This window comes from Streptomyces sp. S.PB5 (assembly GCF_030403745.1).
Lineage (GTDB): Bacteria > Actinomycetota > Actinomycetes > Streptomycetales > Streptomycetaceae > Streptomyces.
This window is the reverse complement of record NZ_JAQMWP010000020.1, coordinates 171,013-192,160: the sequence shown is the minus strand read 5'-3', so window position 1 is coordinate 192,160 and position 21,148 is coordinate 171,013. Positions and strand designations below refer to the sequence as shown.

The following is a 21,148-nucleotide window of genomic DNA, read 5'->3' as shown; positions in this document are numbered from 1 at the left end:
TACGCCGAGTCGCCCAGCCTGCCCGAGGCGATGGCGGTGCCGAAGTAACGGCCGCTCTGCGCCGCCGCGGCGCCGAGCGTGCTCTCGGCGGCGTGTGCGGCCGACGGTGTGACCACTGCCGCGGCCGCGCTGAGGACGCCGACGAGCAGCACCAGCAGCAGACTGCGGATTCTCCGGCGGACACCGGGTCCGGGAAGGGCGTACAGGCCCATGGCTGTGCCTCCAGAACGGGCATCACGGAATGACTGAAGCGCAGGGGAGATCGTCGACCGCTCCTCGGCGGACGGACGGGGTGGACCGGAGCGGCAGCGCTGTTTCGGCACGGGCACGGGATACTCCATGGCGGCTCGGCCGGGGGCCGTCACACGGCGTCGCAGACATCTCCGACTGCACGAAGAGCCAGCTGCGCTGGTGCGAACCTCACCGGAAGGAAACGGGGGTGGCGCAGTGCTGTGGCGCGGCTTGCACACAGCCCATTGAGTTCGGCATTTCGAACTGGGGTCGACCCTTGGAGATGGATGATTGATGTGTTGACGATGAATCGTCAACACTTCCTGCAAAGAATGTTGCCTTCTGTATTTCGAAACATTCGACATCATGGCGGGCCGACAACAGACCCCCAACATCACAGCCGGCAACGCCCCGAGGCGGGGCCCAGCTACCCCTGTCAGGCGAAATACCGGTGAGTGCACACTCACCGCACCCGAAGGCGAAGCACTGTTTGCAGACAGAACCGCAGCAGACCTTAACCAAGAGATCGCGCATTTCTATCTTGTGGCGTCGAAAGATCTGTGAACTTCTCGAAACTTTCGAGAGACCTTCTCCCCCGGCACGCCGCTCCGCGGTTCGCCGACGCCACTTCGCTCTGCGCCCCTCAAGGAGGCCCTCAGATGTGGTTGCGCCATCCGTCCACGGCTCCGCTCAGACGCTTACTCGCCGTCCTTGCGCCGCTGCCGCTCGTGGCCACTTTCCTCGGGGCCCAGCCCGCCAGCGCGGCGACCGTCGACCCCAACGCCTGGTATGTCCTGGTCAATCGCAACAGTGGCAAAGCGCTGGACGCCTACAACCAGGCGACCAACGACGGCGCCCGCATCACCCAGTGGACCAGAAACGACCAGGCCCAGCAGCAGTGGCAGTTCGCCGACGCCGGGGGCGGCTACTACCGCCTCAAATCCCGCCACTCGGGCAAGGTGCTGGACCTGTACAACTGGTCCACCGCGAACGGCGGTTCCGTCGTCCAGTGGACCGACCTGAACGCCACCAACCAGCAGTAGCGACTGGCCGACAGCTCGGACGGCCACGTGCGGCTCATCTCGCGCCACAGCAGCAAGGCCCTTGAAGTGCAGGGCGCCTCCACGGCCGACAACGCCAACATCGTCCAGTACGACGACTGGGGCGGCACCAACCAGCAGTGGCAGCTCGTCAGGGTCGGCGCCGGCACCCCCGGCGCTTGCGATCTTCCATCGACATACCGCTGGACATCCACGGGCGCGCTGGCACAGCCCAAGTCTGGCTGGGTCTCGCTCAAGGACTTCACCGTCGCCCCCTACAACGGCAGGCAACTCGTCTACGCCACGACGCACGACACGGGGACGAGTTGGGGCTCGATGAACTTCGGCCTGTTCACCAACTGGTCGGAGATGGCCTCGGCCAGCCAGAACACGATGTCATCGTCCACCGTCGCACCCACACTCTTCTACTTCGCGCCGAAGAACATCTGGGTGCTCGCCCACCAGTGGGGCGGGACCGCCTTCTCCTACCGGACATCGAGCGACCCCACCAACCCCAATGGCTGGTCATCGCAGCAGGTGCTGTTCTCCGGAAGCATCTCCGGCTCCGGAACGGGGCCCATCGACCAGACGATCATCGGCGACGGCACGAACATGTATCTGTTCTTCGCCGGCGACAACGGCAAGATCTACCGGGCCAGCATGCCCATCGGGAACTTCCCGGGCAGCTTCGGCACGACGTCCACCGTGGTCATGAGCGATACGACGAACAACCTGTTCGAAGCCCCGCAGGTCTACAAGCTGCAGGGTCAGAACCGCTACCTCATGATCGTCGAGGCGATCGGCTCACAGGGCCGCTACTTCCGCTCGTTCACGGCCACCAGCCTGAACGGCACGTGGACACCGCAGGCCGCCACCGAGAGCAATCCCTTCGCCGGCAAGGCCAACAGCGGGGCCACCTGGACCAACGACATCAGCCACGGCGAACTGCTGCGCACCAGCGCTGATCAGACCATGACCGTCGACCCCTGCAATCTGCAGTTGCTCTACCAGGGGCGCAGCCCCAGTTCAGGCGGCGACTACGGCCTCCTCCCCTACCGTCCAGGGCTGCTGACACTGCAGCGCTGACGGCACGACACGGAACCGGCTCACGCAAGGGGGCCGGTCCCGTGTCTCACGGCACATTGAGCATCTGCACATACGGCTCTGAGTACGTGCACTCAGGAAGCGGCAGCCGTCCAGAGGTGAGAGTGGGGGGACACCGAACGACGGGAGAAAGACCATGAACACGCTCCGCATCAACAGCCGCACCGCTTCCCACCTGCGGTCCGGAAAAGTGCGTATCGCCGCCGTGTTGGCGAGCGCGGTCGCGGCCGTGACCCTCACCGGATGCGCGGGCTGGGAGTACCAGGAGAGCATCTGCAGCAGTGGTGAGTACCCGGTCCTGGCCGTGGGCACGACCGGCTCCGCCTGCGTCGCGGACGGCGCGGAACCCGACGCGGGATACGCGCGCTACCCCGAAGGGAAGGTCCCTCAGGAGGTCGGCGACAAGTGGGACGTGTACTGGCAGACCCACACGCTCGACAAGGACGGCACCATCGTCGACCTCCCGTAGCCACTCGCCCCGACGCCACCGAACGGGACTCCCGTGAAGTTGCGGTGCAGTTGTTCACGAGTCGGGCTACACCTACGACGCCTTCGGCCGCACGACCGCGCTGCCGGGCTCGACCCTGGCGTACTACGCCAACGACTCGACCACGGCTGTACGACCCGACGACAGCCCGGTTCCTCCGGCTGGACCCGGTCTTCGGCGGCAACTGCAACGCCTACGATTTCGTCTGCGCCGAGCCGGTCAACGGCAAGAAGTACGGCAAGTTCGGCCTGCGGCACATCAAGGACAAGCACGTCGGAAAGGGGAAGCGCTCCGCGTGGCGGTCCAGCTCCACGATGATGAGCGACCTGAAGAAGGCGCTCATCTCGGGCAAGTGGCGGAACGCCTGGGGCGGCGTCCATGACGGCAAGTGGGACATCACGTACTCATACTGGACCGGCTGCGAATGCCGAAAGAAGAAGTACACGGTCTACGTGTACTTCCGCACCACTGCGGCGCCCGACGGAAAGCCGCTGGGTGTGACGGTGTGACCACCGCCTACATCAACCGGACCGGGTGACCTTCCGAAGGAGAATGTCTCAGCCGATGAACGCACCGGATTCCCCGGATGACCTCATCCGCGCAGCCGCCGAGAGCATCTCGACGCGGCTCGCGGGAGAGAAGGGACCCGAAGCGGCACTGCGATCGGTCATCCACATGGTCGACAACGACGAAGCCGAACTGGCCGTGGACGACCTCGCGCGCGTGATCGAGTCCCACCGCATCCGCATCTTGCGGACGGAGTACGACCAGATCGCCGCGGCAGCCGAGCAACTCGGTGCACTCGACTCGCTCACCGAAGTGCGGATCGACCGCTTCATCCGCGACTGAGACGCCCGGCACACCCGCCGCCTGCCGTTCAGGACGCCGAGGGTGTGCCCTTCCCCTGTGCGACGACAGCCTCCGTCAGGTTCGACGGGCTGCCCTCGACGAGTGCGCCGGAGCGGCGCCGGCCGGCGTGTCCGTCAGCTGTCGCGAGCGGGGCGTTTCGAAGGTCTTCGAAAAGTTGGCGCTCCGTGCCGACCGGGTCCTACCTTCAAGCACCACGTCCCACGTCGATGCCGCTCAAGTCCCCACAGGGCCCGAAGGGCGGCCACCTGCTCCCGATCCGCGGCGCCCTGGCCCCCCGGCCGTCATAGCTGACCGTGCACTGCGGGTCACCAGTTACGCAGCCGCCAACCGCTGCATTGCGAAGGCGTGTTGACGGTCACAGGGAGGACAATCCTCATGGCACGACGCAAACTGACCGCGGCGCTGTTCGCGGCAGCGGCAATCGCCAGCTCGACGATCGGGCTCAACGGTACGGCCGCCGCCCACACGGGAACCCTGAAGGGCGGTACCGGCATCCTCACCTCCGAGGAAGCCCGCCAACCATCGCTCACGGCGGCCCAGATGAAGAACGCCGTCATGCCCAAAGCCGCCGGGTCCACTTCAGCCGCCGCCGCACGGACCTGCCCCTACTACTACGTCTGCGGCACGGGCGGGAACGGCAACCGATTCGAGTACACCACATGCAGCACGACGTACACCCTGCCCAACCTCATCGGCTGGGGCTCCCTTCACAACAACCAGACGCCGGGCACCAGGGCCAACTTCTACGACGCCAACGGCGCCTGGATGTTCTCCAGCGTCGCCCCTGAGCGGAACGACGTGTACTGGACCCCGGTCTGGTACGTCATCGCCTGCTGAACCGACACGCGGACCCGGTCCGGGTGCAGCCTCTGAACGGTGACGACCGTCACGGCGTGAGGACCCCGCCGACCGAGGTCCTCTCGGGGAGAGACGCGCACTCCGCCATACGCGCGGGGCGGAGTGCGGCGTCAGAGCGTGTCACCGTGGCGGTCTGTGCACCGTGGCGGTCCGTGGGCTACTTCGCCTGGGCGAGCCAGTGGGCGTCGGGACCGGCGGGGAATCGCAGCTGACCGGTCGTGTCGTGCACGGCTCGCCACACCGCCTCGGCGACATCGGTCTCCTTGGTGAACAGCTCCTGGCCGGTGAAGGAGTCCATGGCCTTCTTCGCCCACGGCGCGTAGGGCGCCGGGACCAGCTCGTCCGGTGAGACGCCGTGCGTGGCCCGGGCGGCGAAGTTCGTCGTCAGACAGGCGCCCGGCTGGACCGTCTTCGCCCGCACACCGAAGGGCGCGAGTTCGAGTGCGAGCGACGAGGTGAACCCCTCGACGGCCATCTTGCTCGCCTTGTAGACCGCGGACAGCGGCATATGGCCCAGCACCACGCTGGAGGTCACGTTGACCACCACGCCTGAGCCGCGTTCACGGAACTGGGGCAGCACCGCTTGCGTGGTCGCCATGACACCGAAGGTGTTGGTCTCGAACACTTCCCGCACCTGGGCCATGGGGGTGCCCTCGAACACGCTGATCGAGGGTACGCCCGCGTTGTTGACCAGAGCGTCCACGGGTCCCGCCGCCTCGATTGCGGCGGTGATGCTCGCGGGCTCGGTCACGTCGAGTTCGACGACACGCAGCCGGTCCGACTCGGGCAGGATTCCGGCGCGGGGGGTGCGCATCGTGGCGATGACGTTCCACCCCTGCTCGTGGAAGTGGAGGGCGGTCGCCCGGCCGTATCCGGACGAGGTTCCCGTGATCAGAACTGTCTTCATGCTGTGCCCCTCGGCGATGTGATGGGATGCGCGGAGCATTGGCGTTTTCCTGCTCCGCGGAAGAACCGACAATCCCATTGGACCGCTCTGACCTGCGGGAACGGTAGAACTATCCTCTCGTCCCCTTGCCTGATCCTCCCAAGCGGATGCCTTGCCGCTCAGGGCAGGAGGGCGGTGGGGGCGCGCACCGCGTCACGCAGGCGCGCGGCATCCCGGCTGGGCGGCGCGCCGAACTGGCGGCGGTACTCCCGGCTGAACTGGGAGGGGTTGTCGTAGCCCACGCGCTGGCCGACTCCCGTGACATCGCCCGGGTGGGTGGCGAGCAGCAGCCGGGCTTCCTGGAGCCGGATCTGCTTCTGGAACTGGATGGGGCTCATCGCGGTCACCGCCTGGAAGTTGCGGTAGAAGGCCGAGGCACTCATGCCGGACATCCGGGCCACGTCCTCGACCCGGAAGGGCTGCGCGTAGTTCTCGCGGATCCAGCGCACGGCCCGGGACACATGACTGAGGCTGCTGTCGGCCAGGCCGAGTTGACGGACCGTCGCACCCTGCTCGCTGGTGATCAGCCGCCACAGGACCTCGCGTTTGACGAGCGGCGCCAGTACGGCTCGGTCGCGGGGTTCGTCGAGCAGCCGCAGCAGCCGGATCACCGCGTCGAGCAGCGCGGGCGGGGCATCGCTGACGGCGATCGCCGAGGGCGCGCCCGCACCGGTGCGAGGGGTGTCTCCGGGGCCGGCCTGGAGGAGCAACTCGGCGACGGCGGACGGCTCCAGCGTGAGTCCGAAGCCGAGGGCCGGCTGGTCGGGGGCGGCCTGGGTGAACTCTCCGGTGACGGGGAGGTCGACGGATGCGACGAGGAACTGCCCGGGACCGTACTCGTAGACCCGGTCACCCAGAGCGAGTCGTTTGGCGCCCTGGGCAATGACCGCGAGCACCATCCCGGACATGGAGGGGGTCGGCGGGTCGGGGCGGTCGACCTTGGAGACGAGGACTCCGTCGATGGCGGTGGTCCAATCCGGCCCGGCGTGCCGGGCGAGCAGGGTTCGCAGCTCTTCGAGATACATAGGGGCATTGCAGCACCCTTACGGGCCACAGCTCCCGCATTCGCGAGGATCGTGCAAGCCCGGGCGAGCATCGTTCTAACGTTTCCGCAGGTCAGAGCTGTTGAATGGAGTCACTTCACTCCACCACCGACCAAAAGGACGACCATGATCGCCACATACGGCTTCAGCGCCACCCTGACCGCCAAGCCCGCCACGGGAGACCGGCTGATCGACCTGCTGCTGACCGGCCTGAACGAGGGCAGCCCTGGCGCGAGCGAACACTGCGTCGTCTACCTGGTCTCCCGCTCCGCGTCCGACCCCGACGTCGTCCACGTCACCGAGGGCTGGACCAGCGAGGACGACCATCACCGGATCTTCGCCGGTGAGGCCGCTCAGGCCCTCGTGGCGCAGATCGGCCCGCTGCTGGCCCGGGAGCCCGAGTACACCGACCACGTCCCCGTCGGCGGCAAAGCCACCCTTGCGAAGCCCTGATCCATCCCCAGGCGCCATCCCCCCAGCCCGACTCACCTCTACGAAGGACGACGACCATGACCGTGGCACGCCCCGCCCTGGACCCCGAACTGCGTGAACTCCTCGCCGAGATGCCTCTCATGTCGCAGCTCACCCCGGAAGTCCTCGCACAACTGCGCCAACTGCCCTCGACACCCGTCGAATCCCTTCTCGAGCACCGGCAGGTCGACCGCCGCGAGATCACCGTGCCCGCCGAGGACGGTGCCCCGATCCCCCTGTCGGTCCTCAGCCCCGCGCACTCCGATCGCGGTACGACCGCCCCCTGCATCTACTGGATCCACGGCGGCGGGATGGTCATGGGCGACCGCTTCTCGCAGATCGACATCCCGCTGGAGTGGCTCGACCGGTTCGGCGCGGTCGTGGTCTCCGTGGACTACCGGCTCGCACCGGAGGCCACCGGGACCACCCTGGTCGACGACTGCTACCGCGGACTGCGCTGGGTCGCCGAACACGCCGCCGAACTGCACATCGACCCCGACCGGATCGTTGTCGCGGGTGCCAGCGCGGGAGGCGGACTCGCCGCCGGCGTCAGCCTGCTCGCCCGCGACCTGGGCGGTCCCGCGATCGCCGCACAGATGCTGATCTGCCCCATGCTCGACCACCGCAACGACACCGCCTCCAGCCGCCAGTACTCCGGCACCCCCGGCGTCTGGACCAGCGAGATGAACGCGTTCGGATGGCGCTCGCTCCTCGGCGACCTCACCGACGCCGAGGTCTCCCCCTACATGTCGCCGGCGTTGGCCCAGGATCTCTCCAACCTGCCGACCACCTACATCGACACCGGCTCCGCAGAGGTCTTCCGCGATGAAGACGTCGATTACGCCACCCGTATCTGGGCGGCCGGCGGCCAGGCCGAACTCCACGTCTGGGCCGGCGGCTTCCACGGCTTCGACGCCCTGTACCCGCAGGCACACATCTCGACCACGGCCCGCCGCACCCGGACCGACTGGCTCACACGGCTCCTGTCCGGGAACCGCATCGCACAGTGACGCCGGCCCCGGCACTGTCCGTCTCAGGTCGGCTGGAGGACCGCTTCGATGAGGTGGGGTCCGGGTGTGGCCAGCGCCGTGGAGAACTGCTCGGCCAGTTCCGTCGTGCTCGCGGCCCGGGTCGCGGGAACGCCCATGCCGGCGGCCAGGGCGGTGAAGTCGATGTCGGGTCGGCTGAGGTCGAACAGGGCGCCGGCGGCCGGTCCGGCCTCGCTGCCGCCCACTCGCACCAGTTCGGCGCGGAGGATCGCGTAGGAGCGGTTGTTGAGAATGACGGTGGTGACGTTGAGCTCCTCGCGGGCCTGGGTCCACAGGCCGGAGATGGTGTACAGGGCGCTGCCGTCGGCCTGCAGACAGACGACCGGCCGTTCGGGACACGCGATGGCCGCGCCGACGGCCACGGGGATGCCCTGCCCGATGGCGAGGCCGGTCAGGCCGAGGACGTCGTGTGGCGCAGCGACTGGTGCCGGCAGCACTACGAGAGTGTCCGGTGCGACGGTGTCCGCCAGTTCCGTCAGTGCGTGCACGACATCGAAGCCCTCGTCGGGGACGAAGTGGTGCACGCGCGTTCCAGGCGGGGTGAGGTTGCCCGGGCGACCCGGGTAGGCGAACGATGCCACGGGTTCACGTGCTCCGACCAGGATCAGGTGCTGGACGCCCGCCAGTTGCCGGCCGACGGCTTCAGCCCGGTAGCCCAGGGGCCGGATCACCGGTACGCCGGCGCCTCACCGCAACCGGGCGGGCCGGGTCGGGCAGAAGGCGGCGGTTCCGGTGGCCTTTTCCATCCGGGCGGCAGCGTGCAGACCGAGCTCGCTCAGTCCGGCACCGTCGATCAGCAGCGCGACGGGCTCCGGTCCGGTGACCAGTGCCGCTGCGGTTTCCACGTCGGTACGGGTGACAGTCCGCAGGGGCGGTGCCGGGAGGTGGGGTGCGGGCGGGGTGCTCTCCTCCCAGGAGAGGTCGGCGGCCATGATGAGTGTCGAGATCGCTCGTTGACCAGGGGAGTGTGCGCTCGCCGCGCGTTGTGGAGGTTCGCCAGCCCGTTGGCCAGGCCGGGGCCGAGGTGGAGCAGCGTCGCGGCCGGTCGGCCGGTCATGCGGGCGTAGCCGTCGGCGGCCCCGGTCGCCACCCCTTCGAAGAGGCACAGCACGCCGCGCATGGCCGGGTGGCGGTCGAGCGCCGCGACGAACTGCATCTCCGACGTACCGGGGTTGGCGAAGCAGACGTCCACGTCGTTGTCGAGCAGGGTGCGCAGGACGGTCTCGGCACCATTCATAGAAGCTGACCGCCTTCCGCTGATCTTCTACAGCCGTGCTGTTCTGGCGGGCAGATGCCTGCCGACTCACAGCGCCGCCACACCAGCTGGGACGCGGGCGTCCGCGGAGGGCCAAGGTAGGTGATGCCGCTCAAGCCGCGCACGAGCGTTCCGAGGGCTCAGAGGTGGGCTGACAGGAAGGCACGGATCAGGGGCACCGCCTCGTCGAGTGCGCTCTCCAGGAGGAAGTGACCGCCGTCGAGGAGGTGGATCTCGGCGGCCGGCAGGTCGTTGGCGAAGGCCCGCGCGCCGTCCGGGCCGAAGATGGGGTCGTCGCGTCCCCAGACGGCGAGCAGGGGCACCTGGTACTGGCGGAAGTAGCGGTGCACGACGGGGTAGAGCGGCGGATTGGTCGCATGGTCGAGGAACAGCGCCAGTTGGACGAGATCGTTGCCGGGGCGGGAGAGCAGCGCGTGGTCGTGCTGCCACGTGTCGGGGTCGACCAGTGTTTCCTCGGAGGCACCGGTCAGGTACTGCCACCGCGTGAACTCCAGGCTCAGCGCCTCACGGACGCCCGCCTCGGTCTGCGAAGTCCGCTCCTTCCAGTAGGCCCGGACGGTCTCGAAGAACGCCGGCACGAATCCTTCCGGATAGGCGTTGCCGTTCTGGCTGATGATGGCCGTGACCGCTGCCGGGTCCTGCAGCGCGAGCCGCCAGCCGATCGGGGCGCCGTAGTCGTGCACGTACATCGCGTACCGCTCGATGCCGAGCTGCCCGAGCAGGTCCCGGGTCAGCTCGGTGAGGGCGTCGAAGGTGTAGGTGAACCGGGTGACCGGCGGCGCGTCGGAGTGACCGAAGCCCAGATGGTCGGGGGCGACCATGTGCCACCGGTCGGCCAGCAGCGGGAGCAGGTTGCGGAACATGAACGAGCTCGCGGGGAAGCCGTGCAGCAGCACCAGCGTGGGTGCGTCGACCGGTCCGGCTTCGCGGTAGAACAGTCGTTGGCCGCGGACGTCGGCGAAACGGTGATGGATCTTCGCCATGGGTCTCACCCTCCGCGCGGGGACCTACCCCCTGGTCTTTTCGGCCAGCGCGATCAACCCGAGCGCGGCCGGACCGGAGGATGCCGGGTTCTGGCCGGTGACGAGCAGTCCGTCGGTCACCACGTACGGGTCGAAGTCACCGGCCTTGGAGAAGTCGGCTCCCTTGGCGATGAGTTCGTCCTCCACCAGGAACGGCACCACCTTCGTCAGGCCCATCACCTCTTCCTCACTGTCGGTGAAGCCGGTGACCCTGCGGCCCGCCACCAAGGGCGTGCCGTCCGGGGTCCGACAGTGCCGCATCGCACCGGGGGCATGGCACACCAGCGCCATCGGGGTGCCCGACTCGACGGCCCGTTCGATCAGTGCGATCGACGTCGGGTCCTCGGCGAGGTCCCACAGCGGCCCGTGCCCGCCGGGGTAGAACACCGCGTCGAAGTCGTCGGCGTTCACCGCGTCCAGCCGCACGGTGGTGTCCAGTTGGGCCTCGGCCCGGGCGTCGGCCTCGAACCGGCGGGTCTGGTCGGTCTGGAACTGCGGCTCGTTGCTCTTGGGGTCCAGGGGTGGGCGCCCGCCCTTCGGTGAGGCGAGGGTGGTCTGCCATCCCGCGTCCCTGAAGTGGTAGTAGGGCGCGGCCAGTTCTTCGAGCCAGAACCCCGTCTTGCGCCCGGTGTCGCCCAGTTCGTCGTGCGAGGTCAGCGCGATCAGGACCTTCATGTGCCCTCTCCTGTCTCATGGACCGTGTGCCGTGGGGCGTCCACGGTGGTCAGGACCGGATGAACTCCAGCAGGTCGGCGTTGATCGTGTCGGCCTGCGTGGTCGGCATACCGTGCGGGAAGCCGGCGTACGTCTTGAGCGTGCCGTTCTTCAGCAGCTCGACTGCTCGTGGCGCCGTGGCGGCGTAGGGAACGATCTGGTCGTCGTCGCCGTGCATCACCAGGACCGGCACGCTGATCTTCTTGAGGTCCTCGGTGTAGTCCTCCCGTGCGAAGGCGAAGACGCAGTCGTACTGGGCGTTCGCGGCGCCCGTCATGCCCTGGCGCCACCAGTTCTGGATGACCGCCTCGGACGGCTCGACGCCCGGCCGGTCGAAGCCGTAGAACGGGCCGGACGCGACGTTCCGGAAGAACTCGGAGCGGTTGGCGGCGAGGCCGGACTGCAGACCGTCGAAGGCGTCTTGTGGCAGACCGTCGGGGTTGGCGTCCGCCTGGAACAGGGACGGTGTCACCGCGCTGATCAGCACCACCTTCGCCACCCGGCTCTCGCCGTGGCGTCCGATGTAGCGCGCCACCTCGCCGCCGCCTGCGGAGTGTCCGACATGAACGGCGTCCCGCAGGTCCAGGTGCTCGGTCAGCGCGGCCAGATCGTCGGCGTAGTGGTCCATGTCGTGGCCTCCGCCGACCTGCGTGGACCTGCCGTGTCCGCGCCGGTCGTGGGCGATGACGCGATAGCCGTGGTGCAGGAAGAACAGCATCTGGGTGTCCCAGTCGTCGGACGACAGCGGCCACCCGTGGCTGAAGACGATCGGCGGGCCTGAGCCCCAGTCCTTGAAGAAGATCTCTGTACCATCCGTGACCGTGATCGCGTTCATGGGGTGTACCTCCCTCGCGGACGCCCCTGGGGACGACCTTGGGATGAATGTGGTCGCTTGCCTCGCAAAGGCAGCTCAGTACTTCACGACAGCCCGGAACCGAAGCTGTCCCTTGATCAGGCGGTTGTAGGCTTCGCCGACGTCTTCCTTCGGGAAGACCTCGATCATGGGCTTCACCTGTCCGCCGGCGACGATCTCCAGTGCCTCGGCGAGATACTCCGGCCCGTTGTGGGCGGAGCCGATGATCTCGTAACCGTGGCTCGTCACGGCGAGAGCGGGGACGGGGAAGGTGTCGTCGGCGGAGATCCCCATGAGGATGATCTTCGCCCACGGCCGCAGGCCCTGCATCGCGTCGATGGCGGAGGCGTGCGTCGGAGCGGTGTGCAGCAGGACGTCGGCCCCGCCGGCCTCGCGCAGTCCCGCACCGTCCGCCACGACCTCGTCGGCACCCAGTTCCTTGGCCAGAGCGTGCTTGTCGGGCGAGTGGCTCACGGCGATCACGCGATAACCGGCCGCCTTGGCGAACTGGATCCCGAGATGGCCGACACCGCCCACACCGGCGACGGCGACCGTCGCTCCGGGCTTGGCACCCGCCCGGCGAAGCGCGGCCCACACGGTGTAGCCGGCGCACACCGTGGGCGCGGCCAGCTCGTAGGACAGTCCGTCGGGCAGGAGGACCGTGCCCTGCTCGTCGGCGGCGACGTACTCGGCCTGGCCGCCGTCGACGTTGACTCCCGTCAGGACGGGTGCGGCGCAGTTGTTGGCCGTCACGAAGCTGTCCGCGTGCCGTTCCTTGCAGAACGCGCACCTTCCGCAGGGCTTTTGCATGATGGGCAGCCCGACCCGGTCGCCCACCTGACGTGACGTCACGCCGTCGCCGACGGCGACCACTTCACCGACGCCTTCGTGCCCGAGCACCATGGGGAACGGGCGGAGAGCGAGCACCCCTTGCGCCAGCAGGGCGTCGGTGTAGCACACCCCGCAGGCATGGATCCTGACGAGGACCTGGTGCGGCCCCGCCGTCGGCATCGGAACGTCCTGCAGCACCCAGGGCGCGTTGGCCTCACGGACGACTGCCGCCTTCATCGTTGCCATGTCCGACTCCTTCCGTGCGCCCTTGCCTTCCCGGGCGCGGAATGAACCGCAGTACTGCGATCTGTGGTGGCCCTGTGCTCCTTGTCCTGGCCGAAGCTACGGAGCACCGATTGATGAAAAGTGGATGCGTTGTGCATTCCGGATCAGAGCGAGTGCGCGGGCGGAAGTCCGGCGCCGCAACGGCTTCACCCCCGGCGCTCGCGACCGACGGAGCCTCCGCCTCCGACCGGCTAGAGGCCTTGGCGGGCAAGCCAGGCCAGGGTGTCGTCGGCGAGTTCGCGCCAGCCGTGGTCGAACGGGGCCGTGTGCCCGCGATCGGCGTAGGTGACGATCTCGGTGACGGAGCCGGAGCCGGCGTAGAGCCGGTGGGCCGCACGGACGACGACGGCGGGCACGGTGTGGTCCTTGCCTGCCGCGAGCAGCAGCAGCGGACCGCGGTCACCGCGGCCGGTGTCGATGGCGGTGGGCGCGTTCCTGGTGAAGTTGGCCGATGAGGCCTCGAAGAGCGGACGGCCCGGCCCCGGGATGGCCCAGCGGCGATACAGCTCGTCGGACTCCGACCGCGGCAGCGCATTGCCGAAGGAGTAGGCGAACTGTTTCTCGGTCAGGGCGACGGCTTTGCGTTTGTTGCCCGGCCGGGACAGGACCGGCAGGCTGGAGCGCAGCAGACTGGGCGGCAGGACGCGGATCCCTTTGATCGGCGCAGGTGAGATCGCCACCGCCGCGGCGGCCTGGCCGCGGCTGAGCAGCTTCTGCGCGATCAGCCCGCCGAAGGAATGACCCACCACGATGGGCGGCGTCCCCAGAGTCGCAAGGGTCTTCGCGTAGGTGTCGGTGATCTCGTCGACGCCGAACCCGGCTGTGGCGTCGGGGTCGGCTCGGGTGGCCTCGACGGAATCGGCGTCACCGGGCCAGCCGGGCGCAAAGGTCTCATGGCCTTGCTCGCCGAAGAGGTCCTGCCAGGGCTGCCAGGACAGCGCATGGATCCACAGGCCGTGAATGAAGACCACCGGGCTGTTCATCGGGCGACCTCGCCTTCAGAGAGGTGACGCAGGTGACGCATGATCCACGCTTCGCCGCGGCCGGAGCCGTGCCGGTACGGCAGCGCCCGGCGGCCATGTCCTCGGCCACCCGCACCCGCAGACGTTCCGTCGACCGTAGGCGGATCCTGTTGACGACGAGTGGATACTCACTGACGGCGTCGCAGTCCGCCTGAGCCGAGCGGAAGCGGGTGCCGTCATGTGTCGGCGGGGTCCTCAAGGTCCGCCAGGAACCTTTCGGCGCGGTGGGCGAACAGATGGGCCTCGCGCTCGGTGGACAAGGCCCGCGCCCTTCCGGCTGCCGCACGGACCACGGCAACGGGCTCCCCACTGGCCTGCAGCAGCTGTGATCGCAGCAGCAGGATCAGGCCCTCCGGGTAGCGCTGGCCACAGATGTCCAAGTAGAGATCAGCCCGGTCGAGAGCGGCGGCGGCCTCGGTCAACGCCCCGTCCGCCAACCACATTTCACCGAGCAGCCCGTACCACGTGGCCACGCAGGAACGCGTCGGGTTCAGCAGGTTCGCCGCGATGATCCGCTGCGCCTCCATCGCGGCACCGGCCGGGTCCTCGCCGGTCACGGCCCGGGCCCAGCAGCGGGCCAGCCGCTGATAGGTGCCGAGAAAGACGAACGAGAAGTCGGGATCCACGGCGATTCCCCGCTGCGCCGCGCGGAGCGCCCGGACCGGGTCACCGATGATCGCTGCGATCCGCGCCGACATGGTGGCCCAGATCGTGATCATGTACGGGTCGGCACCCGCCACCCCCTCCAGCCCGTCGAGCAGGACAAGCGCCGACGGGACGTCACCGTGCAGCGCGGTCACTTCCGCGAGCATCCCGGTCATGAGCAACTGGAGGTCGTGCTGGACCGGATCCTTCTCCCGCTGGGCGAGGTTGAGGACGATGTCCCTGGACCGGCTGAGGTACCGGAACGACTCACCGATGTTGCCGACGTCCCACTGGTGAAGCCCCCAGGCCTGCAGACCGCACCCGAGCACGAACGGGTCGGCGGACGCCTCGCCCTGTTCCAGCAGCTGACGGGCGAGCGGCCCACTGCGGTCGAGTTCGATGGCCTGGGCGTGGGAGGACCAGCGGGAGAACAGAAAACCGGCAGCCTCGACCTCACGGCCGAGACTGCGCGCCAGATGCTCGGCGCGCTCCAGCAGGTCCCGCGACGAGGAACCGTACATCGACCGCATCCCGACCACGGCGGTGAGCTGCGACAGAGCCGTCAGCTCCAGTTCGGCGAGGCCGGCCGTCCGCGCCACCTGCGCGGCCTGCCGCAACTGACGCTCGGCGACATCCAGGGCGGACTTGCCCGCCGCACGCCGTCCCGCGCGCACCAGAGCGGCAGCCGTCCGGGCCGGATCGGCCAGCGGACCGGCCGCCCACAAGTGGTGCGCCAGACGTTCGGCGATCAACTCGCCCTCGGGGTCGGTCGCTTCCAGAGCGTCGGCGACCTGCTGATGCAGCCGGCTCGCCCGCGACGGCGGCGTGGTCATGGAAACCGACTCACGGACCACGTCATGGGCGAACCTGATCAGGAAGGGGTTCTCCGGTGTCGACTCGATCATGCCCAGGGCCTTCACGGGCTCGAGTTGTTCGAGGCAGCTCTCGACGTCGAGACCCGCAACCCGGACGAGCAGGTCGAGATCCACATCGCGGCCGATGAGGGCGGCGATCTGCAACAGATCTCTGGCACCGCCGTCCAGGCCGGCCATCCGGTCGAGGACTACGTCCCGTACGGTGGCCGGCACCCCTGCCCGGGCCGCGGCGTCGGCGGTGAGCACACCGCCGTCGGCGAGCAGCCGGGACAGTTCCCGTACGAAGAAGGGGTTGCCCGCGGTCCGCGTGTGAATGCTGCGGGCCACGCCCGCGCCCGGATCATGGCCGGTCTCGCGTCGGACCAGTTCGGCGACGTCGTCCGGGGCGAGCGGACCGAGCCGGAACCGGCGGTGGCCGGGCACCCTGCTGACCGCGGCCAGCAGCCGGGACAGGTCCGAGCCGGGTGTGGGAGCACGGTCGCGCAGGGCGCCGAGAACGACGGTGCCTGCCGGCAGCCGGGCGGCCAGGTGCCCGAAGAGCTCCAGCGACGTGCCGTCCGCCCACTGCAGATCGTCGATCACGAGCACGACCGGTCGCTGGGCGGTCACCTGGCCGATGACGGCGACCACCCGTTCGAAAAGCCGGAAGCGGAAACCGCTGTCCGGCAGCACCGATGCGGCCAGCACATCGCCGCGAGGCTCGACGAGATGCCCGAGCTCACCGGCGAGCCACTGCTCCCGGGCAGGCGGGGACAGGCCGTCGAGAATCGTGCCGATGGCCTGCACCCACGGCCACATGGAGGGCGCACCGCCGCCCTCCAGACAGCGGCCCCACACGATCAGCGCTCCGCGCCGGGCCGCTTCGGCGGTGGCCTCCTCCAGCAGCCGGGTCTTGCCCACACCCGGTTCGCCCTCGATGACGCCGATCGCTGTGCCCCGGGTGAGAGCCGCGTCCCGGCTCTGCCGCAGCAAGGAGAGCTCCTTGGCCCGCCCGACCAAGGAGCCGGCCGTGCTCGGCTGCGGGCCGCTGACGTCGCTGTGGGTATCCGTCACAGCCGCCGGCGGTGTCTGCGTCAACACCTGCTGGTGTGCGGCCTGCAGCACCGGTCCGGGGTCGATGCCCAGATCCTCGGCGAGACGGGCACGGACCGCAGCGAACACCGACAGTGCCTCCGCTTGCTGCCCCGCGGCGGCCAGGGTGGTGACGAGGCCGGCCTGGACGGGTTCGTGCAGGGGCACCATCGAGGCGGCCAGGTGCAGCGCCGGCAGCACCTGCTCCGGGCGGGCCAGTGCCGTCGCCAGTTCGGCCGCTGCCGTGCACGCCTCGTAGAACTCGGCATCGAGGGCTGCGAAGACGGGGAGCGCGCTGGGGCCGCTGCTCAGACCGTCACCCGCGGAACCGTGCCACAGGGCGAGTGCCTCCACGTAGTCGGCGAGCGCCGCCTCGTGGTGCTGCTGCGCGGAAGCCGTCCTGGCCGTCGCGATGTGCTCACGAAAGGTGACCAGGTCGAGCATGCCGGGTCCCGCCGAGAACAGATAACCGCTGCCGCGGCGATGGAGGAACGAGCCGCTGTCGCGGGCCGGGAGTTCCGGTTCGAGCAGGCGCCGCAGCGCGCCGACGTACTTGTGGAGGACGTTCAACGCGCTGGCCGGTACGTCTTCCTCCCATATCAGGTCGATCAGCTCCGAAGTGCTGACCGGCTGGCCCTCACGGGCGAGGAGGAGGGCGAGCAGAAAGGCCTGCTGACGCGGTCCCACCTGCACTTCGGCACCGTCGCGCCAGAGCCGCAACGGGCCGAGGATCTGCAGACGCAGGGGGTGGCCGTCGTCCGGCCGGGCCTGTTCACCGGACGGGGCAGGACGCATTGGCTCAGCCACGCTCATGGCCCCCGAATACATTCGGTCCAGGTTGCTTACTGCGTGGATCGCGTCTGCTCACGGCATGCGCAGCCAAAAGTTTACACGGGGCCATCGATTCCGGGGATTAGTGCGCCCGGTGGGCGGCGGCAAGGAAACCGCATTGTTCGTCAACTGTCCGTCCACTCTCGGTGGCGACGATTCCGTTTATGCATGAAAAGGCGTACGCACAACAATGCAGGGCCGAGGAAGGCCGCCACACCGCTGCCACCACACGGGTCCGGCACAGAGGCCGCGTCGTCTTCGCGCTGGCCCTGGGCACGTTCGCCATCGGCACGGGTGAGTTCGGCAGCAACGGCATCATCCAGCTGTTCTCGTCCGGTCTCGGCGTGTCCGTCCCCGTGGCCGCGTACGCGATCACGGCCTATGCGTTCGGCGTCGTGATCGGCTCTCCCGCGATCACCCTCCTGGCCGCGCGGGTCAACCGGCGTACGCTCCTGCTCGGCCTGATGCTGTACGCCCTGGCGGTTCCCCGTACGACGCGGGCGCTGGAACCGATGCGGGCGACCGTGAGCTCCCGCTCTCGCTGATCGCCGCTCCGGCCGCCGCTGGTGATCGCCGTTTCGGCGGCCGAAAGCGCGGTGCTCCGCCCTTGCGGCCCCGCATCGAGGGCGCCCCCGACACACGACCTAGCGCACCAGCAGGTCGATCACGCCGGTCAGGTCCTCCTCCCCGCTGCCCTCGGCGAGCCGGCGGCGCATCAACTCGAAGTAGGGGCTGAGCAGTTCCGGACTGACGCCCTGCTGTTCGGCGGTGCTCAGGAAGGTCGGCGTGCCGGCCACCTGCATGGCGAGGTTGGACACGACGCCCTTGGTGTAGTCGCCGCTGCGCAGCTGGTCGGCGGTCTGATGAACCGCCGGGGCCATCGCGACCAGCCAGTCGGCGAGCAGGGGGGCGAGCGAGACGGGGTCGATGTCCTCCTTGTGGATCAGCGCGAAGGCGTGCGCGGCCCCGGCGAACATCCCGTACATCGCGCTGAGCAGGGCCACATCGTGCAGGGCGGCGAAGCCCGCGTCCAGGCCGACGTAGGTGGTGCCGGCCGGGACGCCCAAGGTCTCCTGGTGCCGCTCGAACACCTCCTGCGAACCGCTGTAGAAGACGTAGCCCCCGGCTTCCGGGACGCCGATCATCGGAGGGACTGCCATGATCCCGCCGTCCAGGTAGCGGGCGCCGCGCGCCCGGGCCCACTCGGCGCGGGCGCGGGCCTGAGCAGGCGTGCTGGTGGTCAGGTTGACCAGGTCCCTGCCGGTCAGGTCGACGCCGGTCAGCGTCTCGCCGACCGAGGCGTCGTCCAACAGACACACGATGACGAGGGAGTTCGCCGCGACCGCCTCGGCGGCGCTGTGTGCGACGTGCGCGCCCTCGGCTGCGAGCACTGCGGCGCGGGCCGGGGTGCGGTTCCAGACGGTCAGCGGGTGATCGGCGGCCAGCCATGCGCGAGCGAGGGCGGTGCCCATCGCGCCGAGGCCCAGCAGGGTGACGGGGGTCTTCTCAACGGTGTTCTGTGTCATGCGGATTAGGCTGGTCGCAGGCCCCGGAGGTGATCAAGTACGTACTTCGTAGTGGGTGGTTACCGCGGGGTGAGTGAGCAGCTCAGAAGGGTGGGGGCATGACGACGCTGAACCGGCCGTGCACATCACAGGGGCACGTCTGCGGGATCGACACCGCGATGGAAGTGATCGGCGGCAAGTGGAAGGTGCTGATCCTCTGGGCGCTCCATGAGCACCCCTGCCGGCGCTTCGGCGAACTGCGCCGGCTGGTCCCCGGGATCACCGAGAAGGTGCTGACCTCTCACCTGCGCGAGATGGAAGCGGACGGTGTCGTACGCCGCGTCGCCTACGACGAGGTGCCACCCCGGGTCGAGTACTCGCTGACCGAGGAGGGCACCCGTCTCAACGAGGCGCTCCAGCCGCTGGCCGCATGGGGACGTGAGCGGTCGACCGCGCCGACGGAGGCGGCGGGCCAGGACCTTCGGTGAAAGCGCCGGTCACAGCCGCGTGTGTGCCACGGATTCCGGCGGGGAATGAACCGCGACCTTGATTGTTGAAAGTGGTATGAAAAAGATCGGGTTCCTGTCCTTCGGACACTGGACGCCATCGCCGCACTCCCAGACGCGCTCTGCCTCGGACGCCCTGCTCCAGGCGATCGACCTCGCGGTGGCCGCCGAGGAGCTGGGCGCCGACGGCGCGTACTTCCGCGTCCATCACTTCGCGCGGCAGTACGCCTCGCCGTTCCCGCTGCTCGCCGCCATCGGCGCGCGCACCAGCCGCATCGAGATCGGCACCGGCGTGATCGACATGCGCTACGAGAACCCGCTGTACATGGCCGAGGACGCCGGCGCCGCGGACCTGATCTCCGGTGGCCGGCTGCAGCTCGGCATCAGCCGGGGATCCCCGGAGCAGGTCATCGACGGCTGGCGCCACTTCGGGCATCTGCCGGCCGAAGGGGCCACCGACGCCGACATGGCGCGTGCCCACACCGAGCGCCTCCTCGAGGTACTGACGGGCGAAGGCTTCGCACAGCCCGACCCCAACCCGATGTTCTCCAACCCGCCCGGCCTGCTGCGCATCGAACCGCACTCCGAAGGCCTCAGGGACCGTATCTGGTGGGGTTCCGGATCGAACTCCACCGCGGCGTGGGCGGCCAGGCTCGGAATGAACCTGCAGAGCTCGACCCTCAAGTACGACGAGAGCGGCGAACCGCTGCACGTCCAGCAGCGCAAGCAGATCGAGGCCTACCGCGAGGCCTGGCGGGAAGCGGGTCACACCCGCGAGCCGCGGGTGTCGGTCAGCCGCAGCGTCTTCGCGCTGGTCGACGACCGCGACCGCGCCTACTTCGGCCGTGAGGGCAACTCCAAGGACCAGGTCGGCTACATCGACGGCGACGCCCGCGCCATCTTCGGCCGTTCCTACGCCGCCGAGCCCGACGTGCTGGTCAAGCAGCTCGCCGAGGACGAAGCGGTCGCCGCCGCCGACACACTCCTCCTCACCGTGCCGAACCAGCTCGGAGTGGCCTACAACGCCCACGTGATCGAGAGCATCCTGACCCACGTCGCTCCGGGCCTGGGCTGGCGCTGAGCCTGGTGGGAGGCCGTGCACGGGATGCGGTGAGCCCGGCGCGCCCGCACGCCTGATCCGTCGACACCGCCGGCGCGCACCACGGGGAAAAGGACGGCGTCAGCCGCGGTCGTGGAGTGTGACCTGGTAGCCGTCGGGGTCGGCGAAGGTGAAGGTCCGGCCGAAGGGGCCGTCGATCGGTGCGGAGACGATGGTGTGGCCGTCGGCGAGGAGCGTGTCGTGGATGGCCTGGACGTCGGTGGCGTGGAACCAGAACGCGGCACCGATGCCGGGCTGTGCGACGGAGGCGAGATCGGTGCCGGGTATGACCTCGCGGACGGCGAACGCGATCGGTTTCGTCTCGAAGACGACGGCGTGCGGAGGTCCGGCCGGTGAGCGGACGAGGCCCAGGTAGCGCTCGTAGAACGCCTGCGAGGCGTCGAGGTCGCGTACTTGGAACGAGATGAAGTCGGGGCCGGTGGCGGGCATGGTGACGCTCCTTGTTTCCGCATTCCCATGTCAGTTTTCTGACACGCAGCAAGCTATGTCAGAA

22 protein-coding genes and 2 pseudogenes are annotated in these 21,148 nt (G+C 68.9%); 11 read left to right on the top strand and 13 right to left on the bottom strand.

Going from position 1 to position 21,148, the window contains the following annotated elements; all coding sequences use genetic code 11:
• Nucleotides 1-212, bottom strand: a pseudogene (locus PH203_RS40025) (1,4-beta-xylanase); the annotation flags it as partial.
• Nucleotides 213-890: 678 nt separating this feature from the next.
• Between PH203_RS40025 and PH203_RS40020 the strand changes: the two are divergent.
• From PH203_RS40020 to PH203_RS40000, 5 genes and pseudogenes are all read left to right on the top strand, one after another.
• Nucleotides 891-2,357, top strand: a pseudogene (locus tag PH203_RS40020) (non-reducing end alpha-L-arabinofuranosidase family hydrolase).
• Nucleotides 2,358-2,511: 154 nt separating this feature from the next.
• On the top strand, nucleotides 2,512-2,844 hold the full coding sequence (locus tag PH203_RS40015; protein WP_289926824.1) for a hypothetical protein: 333 nt from the start codon (nucleotides 2,512-2,514) through the stop codon (nucleotides 2,842-2,844).
• A 44-nt stretch (nucleotides 2,845-2,888) separates the two neighbouring features.
• Nucleotides 2,889-3,371 carry a hypothetical protein gene (locus PH203_RS40010; RefSeq protein WP_289926823.1) on the top strand — a complete coding sequence of 161 codons (483 nt, stop codon included), beginning with the start codon at nucleotides 2,889-2,891 and terminating at the stop codon, nucleotides 3,369-3,371.
• A gap of 55 nt (nucleotides 3,372-3,426) precedes the next feature.
• Nucleotides 3,427-3,711 (top strand): hypothetical protein, encoded by a 285-nt coding sequence (locus PH203_RS40005; protein ID WP_289926822.1) that lies wholly within the window; start codon nucleotides 3,427-3,429, stop codon nucleotides 3,709-3,711.
• A 396-nt stretch (nucleotides 3,712-4,107) separates the two neighbouring features.
• On the top strand, nucleotides 4,108-4,569 hold the full coding sequence (locus PH203_RS40000; RefSeq protein ID WP_289926820.1) for a hypothetical protein: 462 nt from the start codon (nucleotides 4,108-4,110) through the stop codon (nucleotides 4,567-4,569).
• Nucleotides 4,570-4,747: 178 nt separating this feature from the next.
• Here PH203_RS40000 and PH203_RS39995 read toward each other — a convergent pair whose 3' ends face one another.
• Complete coding sequence (locus tag PH203_RS39995) at nucleotides 4,748-5,497, bottom strand: SDR family oxidoreductase (protein WP_289926818.1); 750 nt, start codon at nucleotides 5,495-5,497, stop codon at nucleotides 4,748-4,750.
• A gap of 158 nt (nucleotides 5,498-5,655) precedes the next feature.
• The gene (locus PH203_RS39990) at nucleotides 5,656-6,561 is read right to left on the bottom strand and encodes an AraC family transcriptional regulator (RefSeq protein ID WP_289926817.1); all 906 of its coding nucleotides are present in this window, start codon (nucleotides 6,559-6,561) and stop codon (nucleotides 5,656-5,658) included.
• A 144-nt stretch (nucleotides 6,562-6,705) separates the two neighbouring features.
• On the opposite strand from PH203_RS39990, the gene PH203_RS39985 reads away from it, so the two are divergent.
• Entirely contained in the window at nucleotides 6,706-7,032 is a 327-nt protein-coding gene (locus tag PH203_RS39985) for an antibiotic biosynthesis monooxygenase (protein WP_289926815.1), read from the top strand.
• A gap of 56 nt (nucleotides 7,033-7,088) precedes the next feature.
• The gene (locus PH203_RS39980; protein WP_289926814.1) at nucleotides 7,089-8,060 is read left to right on the top strand and encodes an alpha/beta hydrolase; all 972 of its coding nucleotides are present in this window, start codon (nucleotides 7,089-7,091) and stop codon (nucleotides 8,058-8,060) included.
• A gap of 23 nt (nucleotides 8,061-8,083) precedes the next feature.
• On the opposite strand, the gene PH203_RS39975 is transcribed toward PH203_RS39980, so the two are convergent.
• The 7 genes from PH203_RS39975 to PH203_RS39945 all read right to left on the bottom strand — a co-directional run bounded on the left by PH203_RS39975 (nucleotide 8,084) and on the right by PH203_RS39945 (nucleotide 14,063).
• The gene (locus tag PH203_RS39975; protein WP_289926812.1) at nucleotides 8,084-8,770 is read right to left on the bottom strand and encodes a thiamine pyrophosphate-dependent enzyme; all 687 of its coding nucleotides are present in this window, start codon (nucleotides 8,768-8,770) and stop codon (nucleotides 8,084-8,086) included.
• Between the two features lie 122 nt (nucleotides 8,771-8,892).
• Nucleotides 8,893-9,336 (bottom strand): thiamine pyrophosphate-binding protein, encoded by a 444-nt coding sequence (locus tag PH203_RS39970; RefSeq protein ID WP_289926810.1) that lies wholly within the window; start codon nucleotides 9,334-9,336, stop codon nucleotides 8,893-8,895.
• A gap of 158 nt (nucleotides 9,337-9,494) precedes the next feature.
• The gene (locus PH203_RS39965) at nucleotides 9,495-10,358 is read right to left on the bottom strand and encodes an alpha/beta hydrolase (RefSeq protein WP_289926808.1); all 864 of its coding nucleotides are present in this window, start codon (nucleotides 10,356-10,358) and stop codon (nucleotides 9,495-9,497) included.
• A 24-nt stretch (nucleotides 10,359-10,382) separates the two neighbouring features.
• Nucleotides 10,383-11,072, bottom strand: a complete 690-nt coding sequence (locus PH203_RS39960) for a type 1 glutamine amidotransferase domain-containing protein (RefSeq protein ID WP_289926806.1) — start codon at nucleotides 11,070-11,072, stop codon at nucleotides 10,383-10,385.
• Nucleotides 11,073-11,121: 49 nt separating this feature from the next.
• A complete protein-coding gene (locus tag PH203_RS39955) occupies nucleotides 11,122-11,946 on the bottom strand; it encodes an alpha/beta hydrolase (protein ID WP_289926805.1) in 825 nt (274 codons plus the stop codon).
• Nucleotides 11,947-12,021: 75 nt separating this feature from the next.
• The gene (locus PH203_RS39950; protein ID WP_289926804.1) at nucleotides 12,022-13,041 is read right to left on the bottom strand and encodes an alcohol dehydrogenase catalytic domain-containing protein; all 1,020 of its coding nucleotides are present in this window, start codon (nucleotides 13,039-13,041) and stop codon (nucleotides 12,022-12,024) included.
• A gap of 230 nt (nucleotides 13,042-13,271) precedes the next feature.
• Nucleotides 13,272-14,063: an alpha/beta hydrolase gene (locus tag PH203_RS39945; RefSeq protein ID WP_289926803.1), complete on the bottom strand. Its 792-nt coding sequence runs from the start codon at nucleotides 14,061-14,063 to the stop codon at nucleotides 13,272-13,274.
• 32 nt (nucleotides 14,064-14,095) lie between these two features.
• On the opposite strand from PH203_RS39945, the gene PH203_RS39940 reads away from it, so the two are divergent.
• A complete protein-coding gene (locus PH203_RS39940; protein ID WP_289926801.1) occupies nucleotides 14,096-14,257 on the top strand; it encodes a hypothetical protein in 162 nt (53 codons plus the stop codon).
• A 21-nt stretch (nucleotides 14,258-14,278) separates the two neighbouring features.
• Here the strand turns inward: PH203_RS39940 and PH203_RS39935 are convergent, their stop codons facing one another.
• Entirely contained in the window at nucleotides 14,279-17,500 is a 3,222-nt protein-coding gene (locus PH203_RS39935; RefSeq protein ID WP_289926800.1) for a BTAD domain-containing putative transcriptional regulator, read from the bottom strand.
• A 188-nt stretch (nucleotides 17,501-17,688) separates the two neighbouring features.
• On the opposite strand from PH203_RS39935, the gene PH203_RS39930 reads away from it, so the two are divergent.
• Nucleotides 17,689-18,069: a hypothetical protein gene (locus PH203_RS39930; protein ID WP_289926799.1), complete on the top strand. Its 381-nt coding sequence runs from the start codon at nucleotides 17,689-17,691 to the stop codon at nucleotides 18,067-18,069.
• A 99-nt stretch (nucleotides 18,070-18,168) separates the two neighbouring features.
• Here PH203_RS39930 and PH203_RS39925 read toward each other — a convergent pair whose 3' ends face one another.
• Nucleotides 18,169-19,050, bottom strand: a complete 882-nt coding sequence (locus tag PH203_RS39925) for an NAD(P)-binding domain-containing protein (RefSeq protein ID WP_289926798.1) — start codon at nucleotides 19,048-19,050, stop codon at nucleotides 18,169-18,171.
• Nucleotides 19,051-19,148: 98 nt separating this feature from the next.
• Between PH203_RS39925 and PH203_RS39920 the strand changes: the two genes are divergently transcribed.
• Together PH203_RS39920 and PH203_RS39915 are read left to right on the top strand one after the other, a co-directional pair.
• On the top strand, nucleotides 19,149-19,517 hold the full coding sequence (locus tag PH203_RS39920; RefSeq protein WP_289926797.1) for a helix-turn-helix domain-containing protein: 369 nt from the start codon (nucleotides 19,149-19,151) through the stop codon (nucleotides 19,515-19,517).
• Between the two features lie 76 nt (nucleotides 19,518-19,593).
• On the top strand, nucleotides 19,594-20,616 hold the full coding sequence (locus PH203_RS39915) for an LLM class flavin-dependent oxidoreductase (protein WP_289926795.1): 1,023 nt from the start codon (nucleotides 19,594-19,596) through the stop codon (nucleotides 20,614-20,616).
• A 99-nt stretch (nucleotides 20,617-20,715) separates the two neighbouring features.
• Here PH203_RS39915 and PH203_RS39910 read toward each other — a convergent pair whose 3' ends face one another.
• Nucleotides 20,716-21,084 (bottom strand): VOC family protein, encoded by a 369-nt coding sequence (locus PH203_RS39910; RefSeq protein WP_289926794.1) that lies wholly within the window; start codon nucleotides 21,082-21,084, stop codon nucleotides 20,716-20,718.
• Nucleotides 21,085-21,148 lie beyond the last annotated feature (64 nt).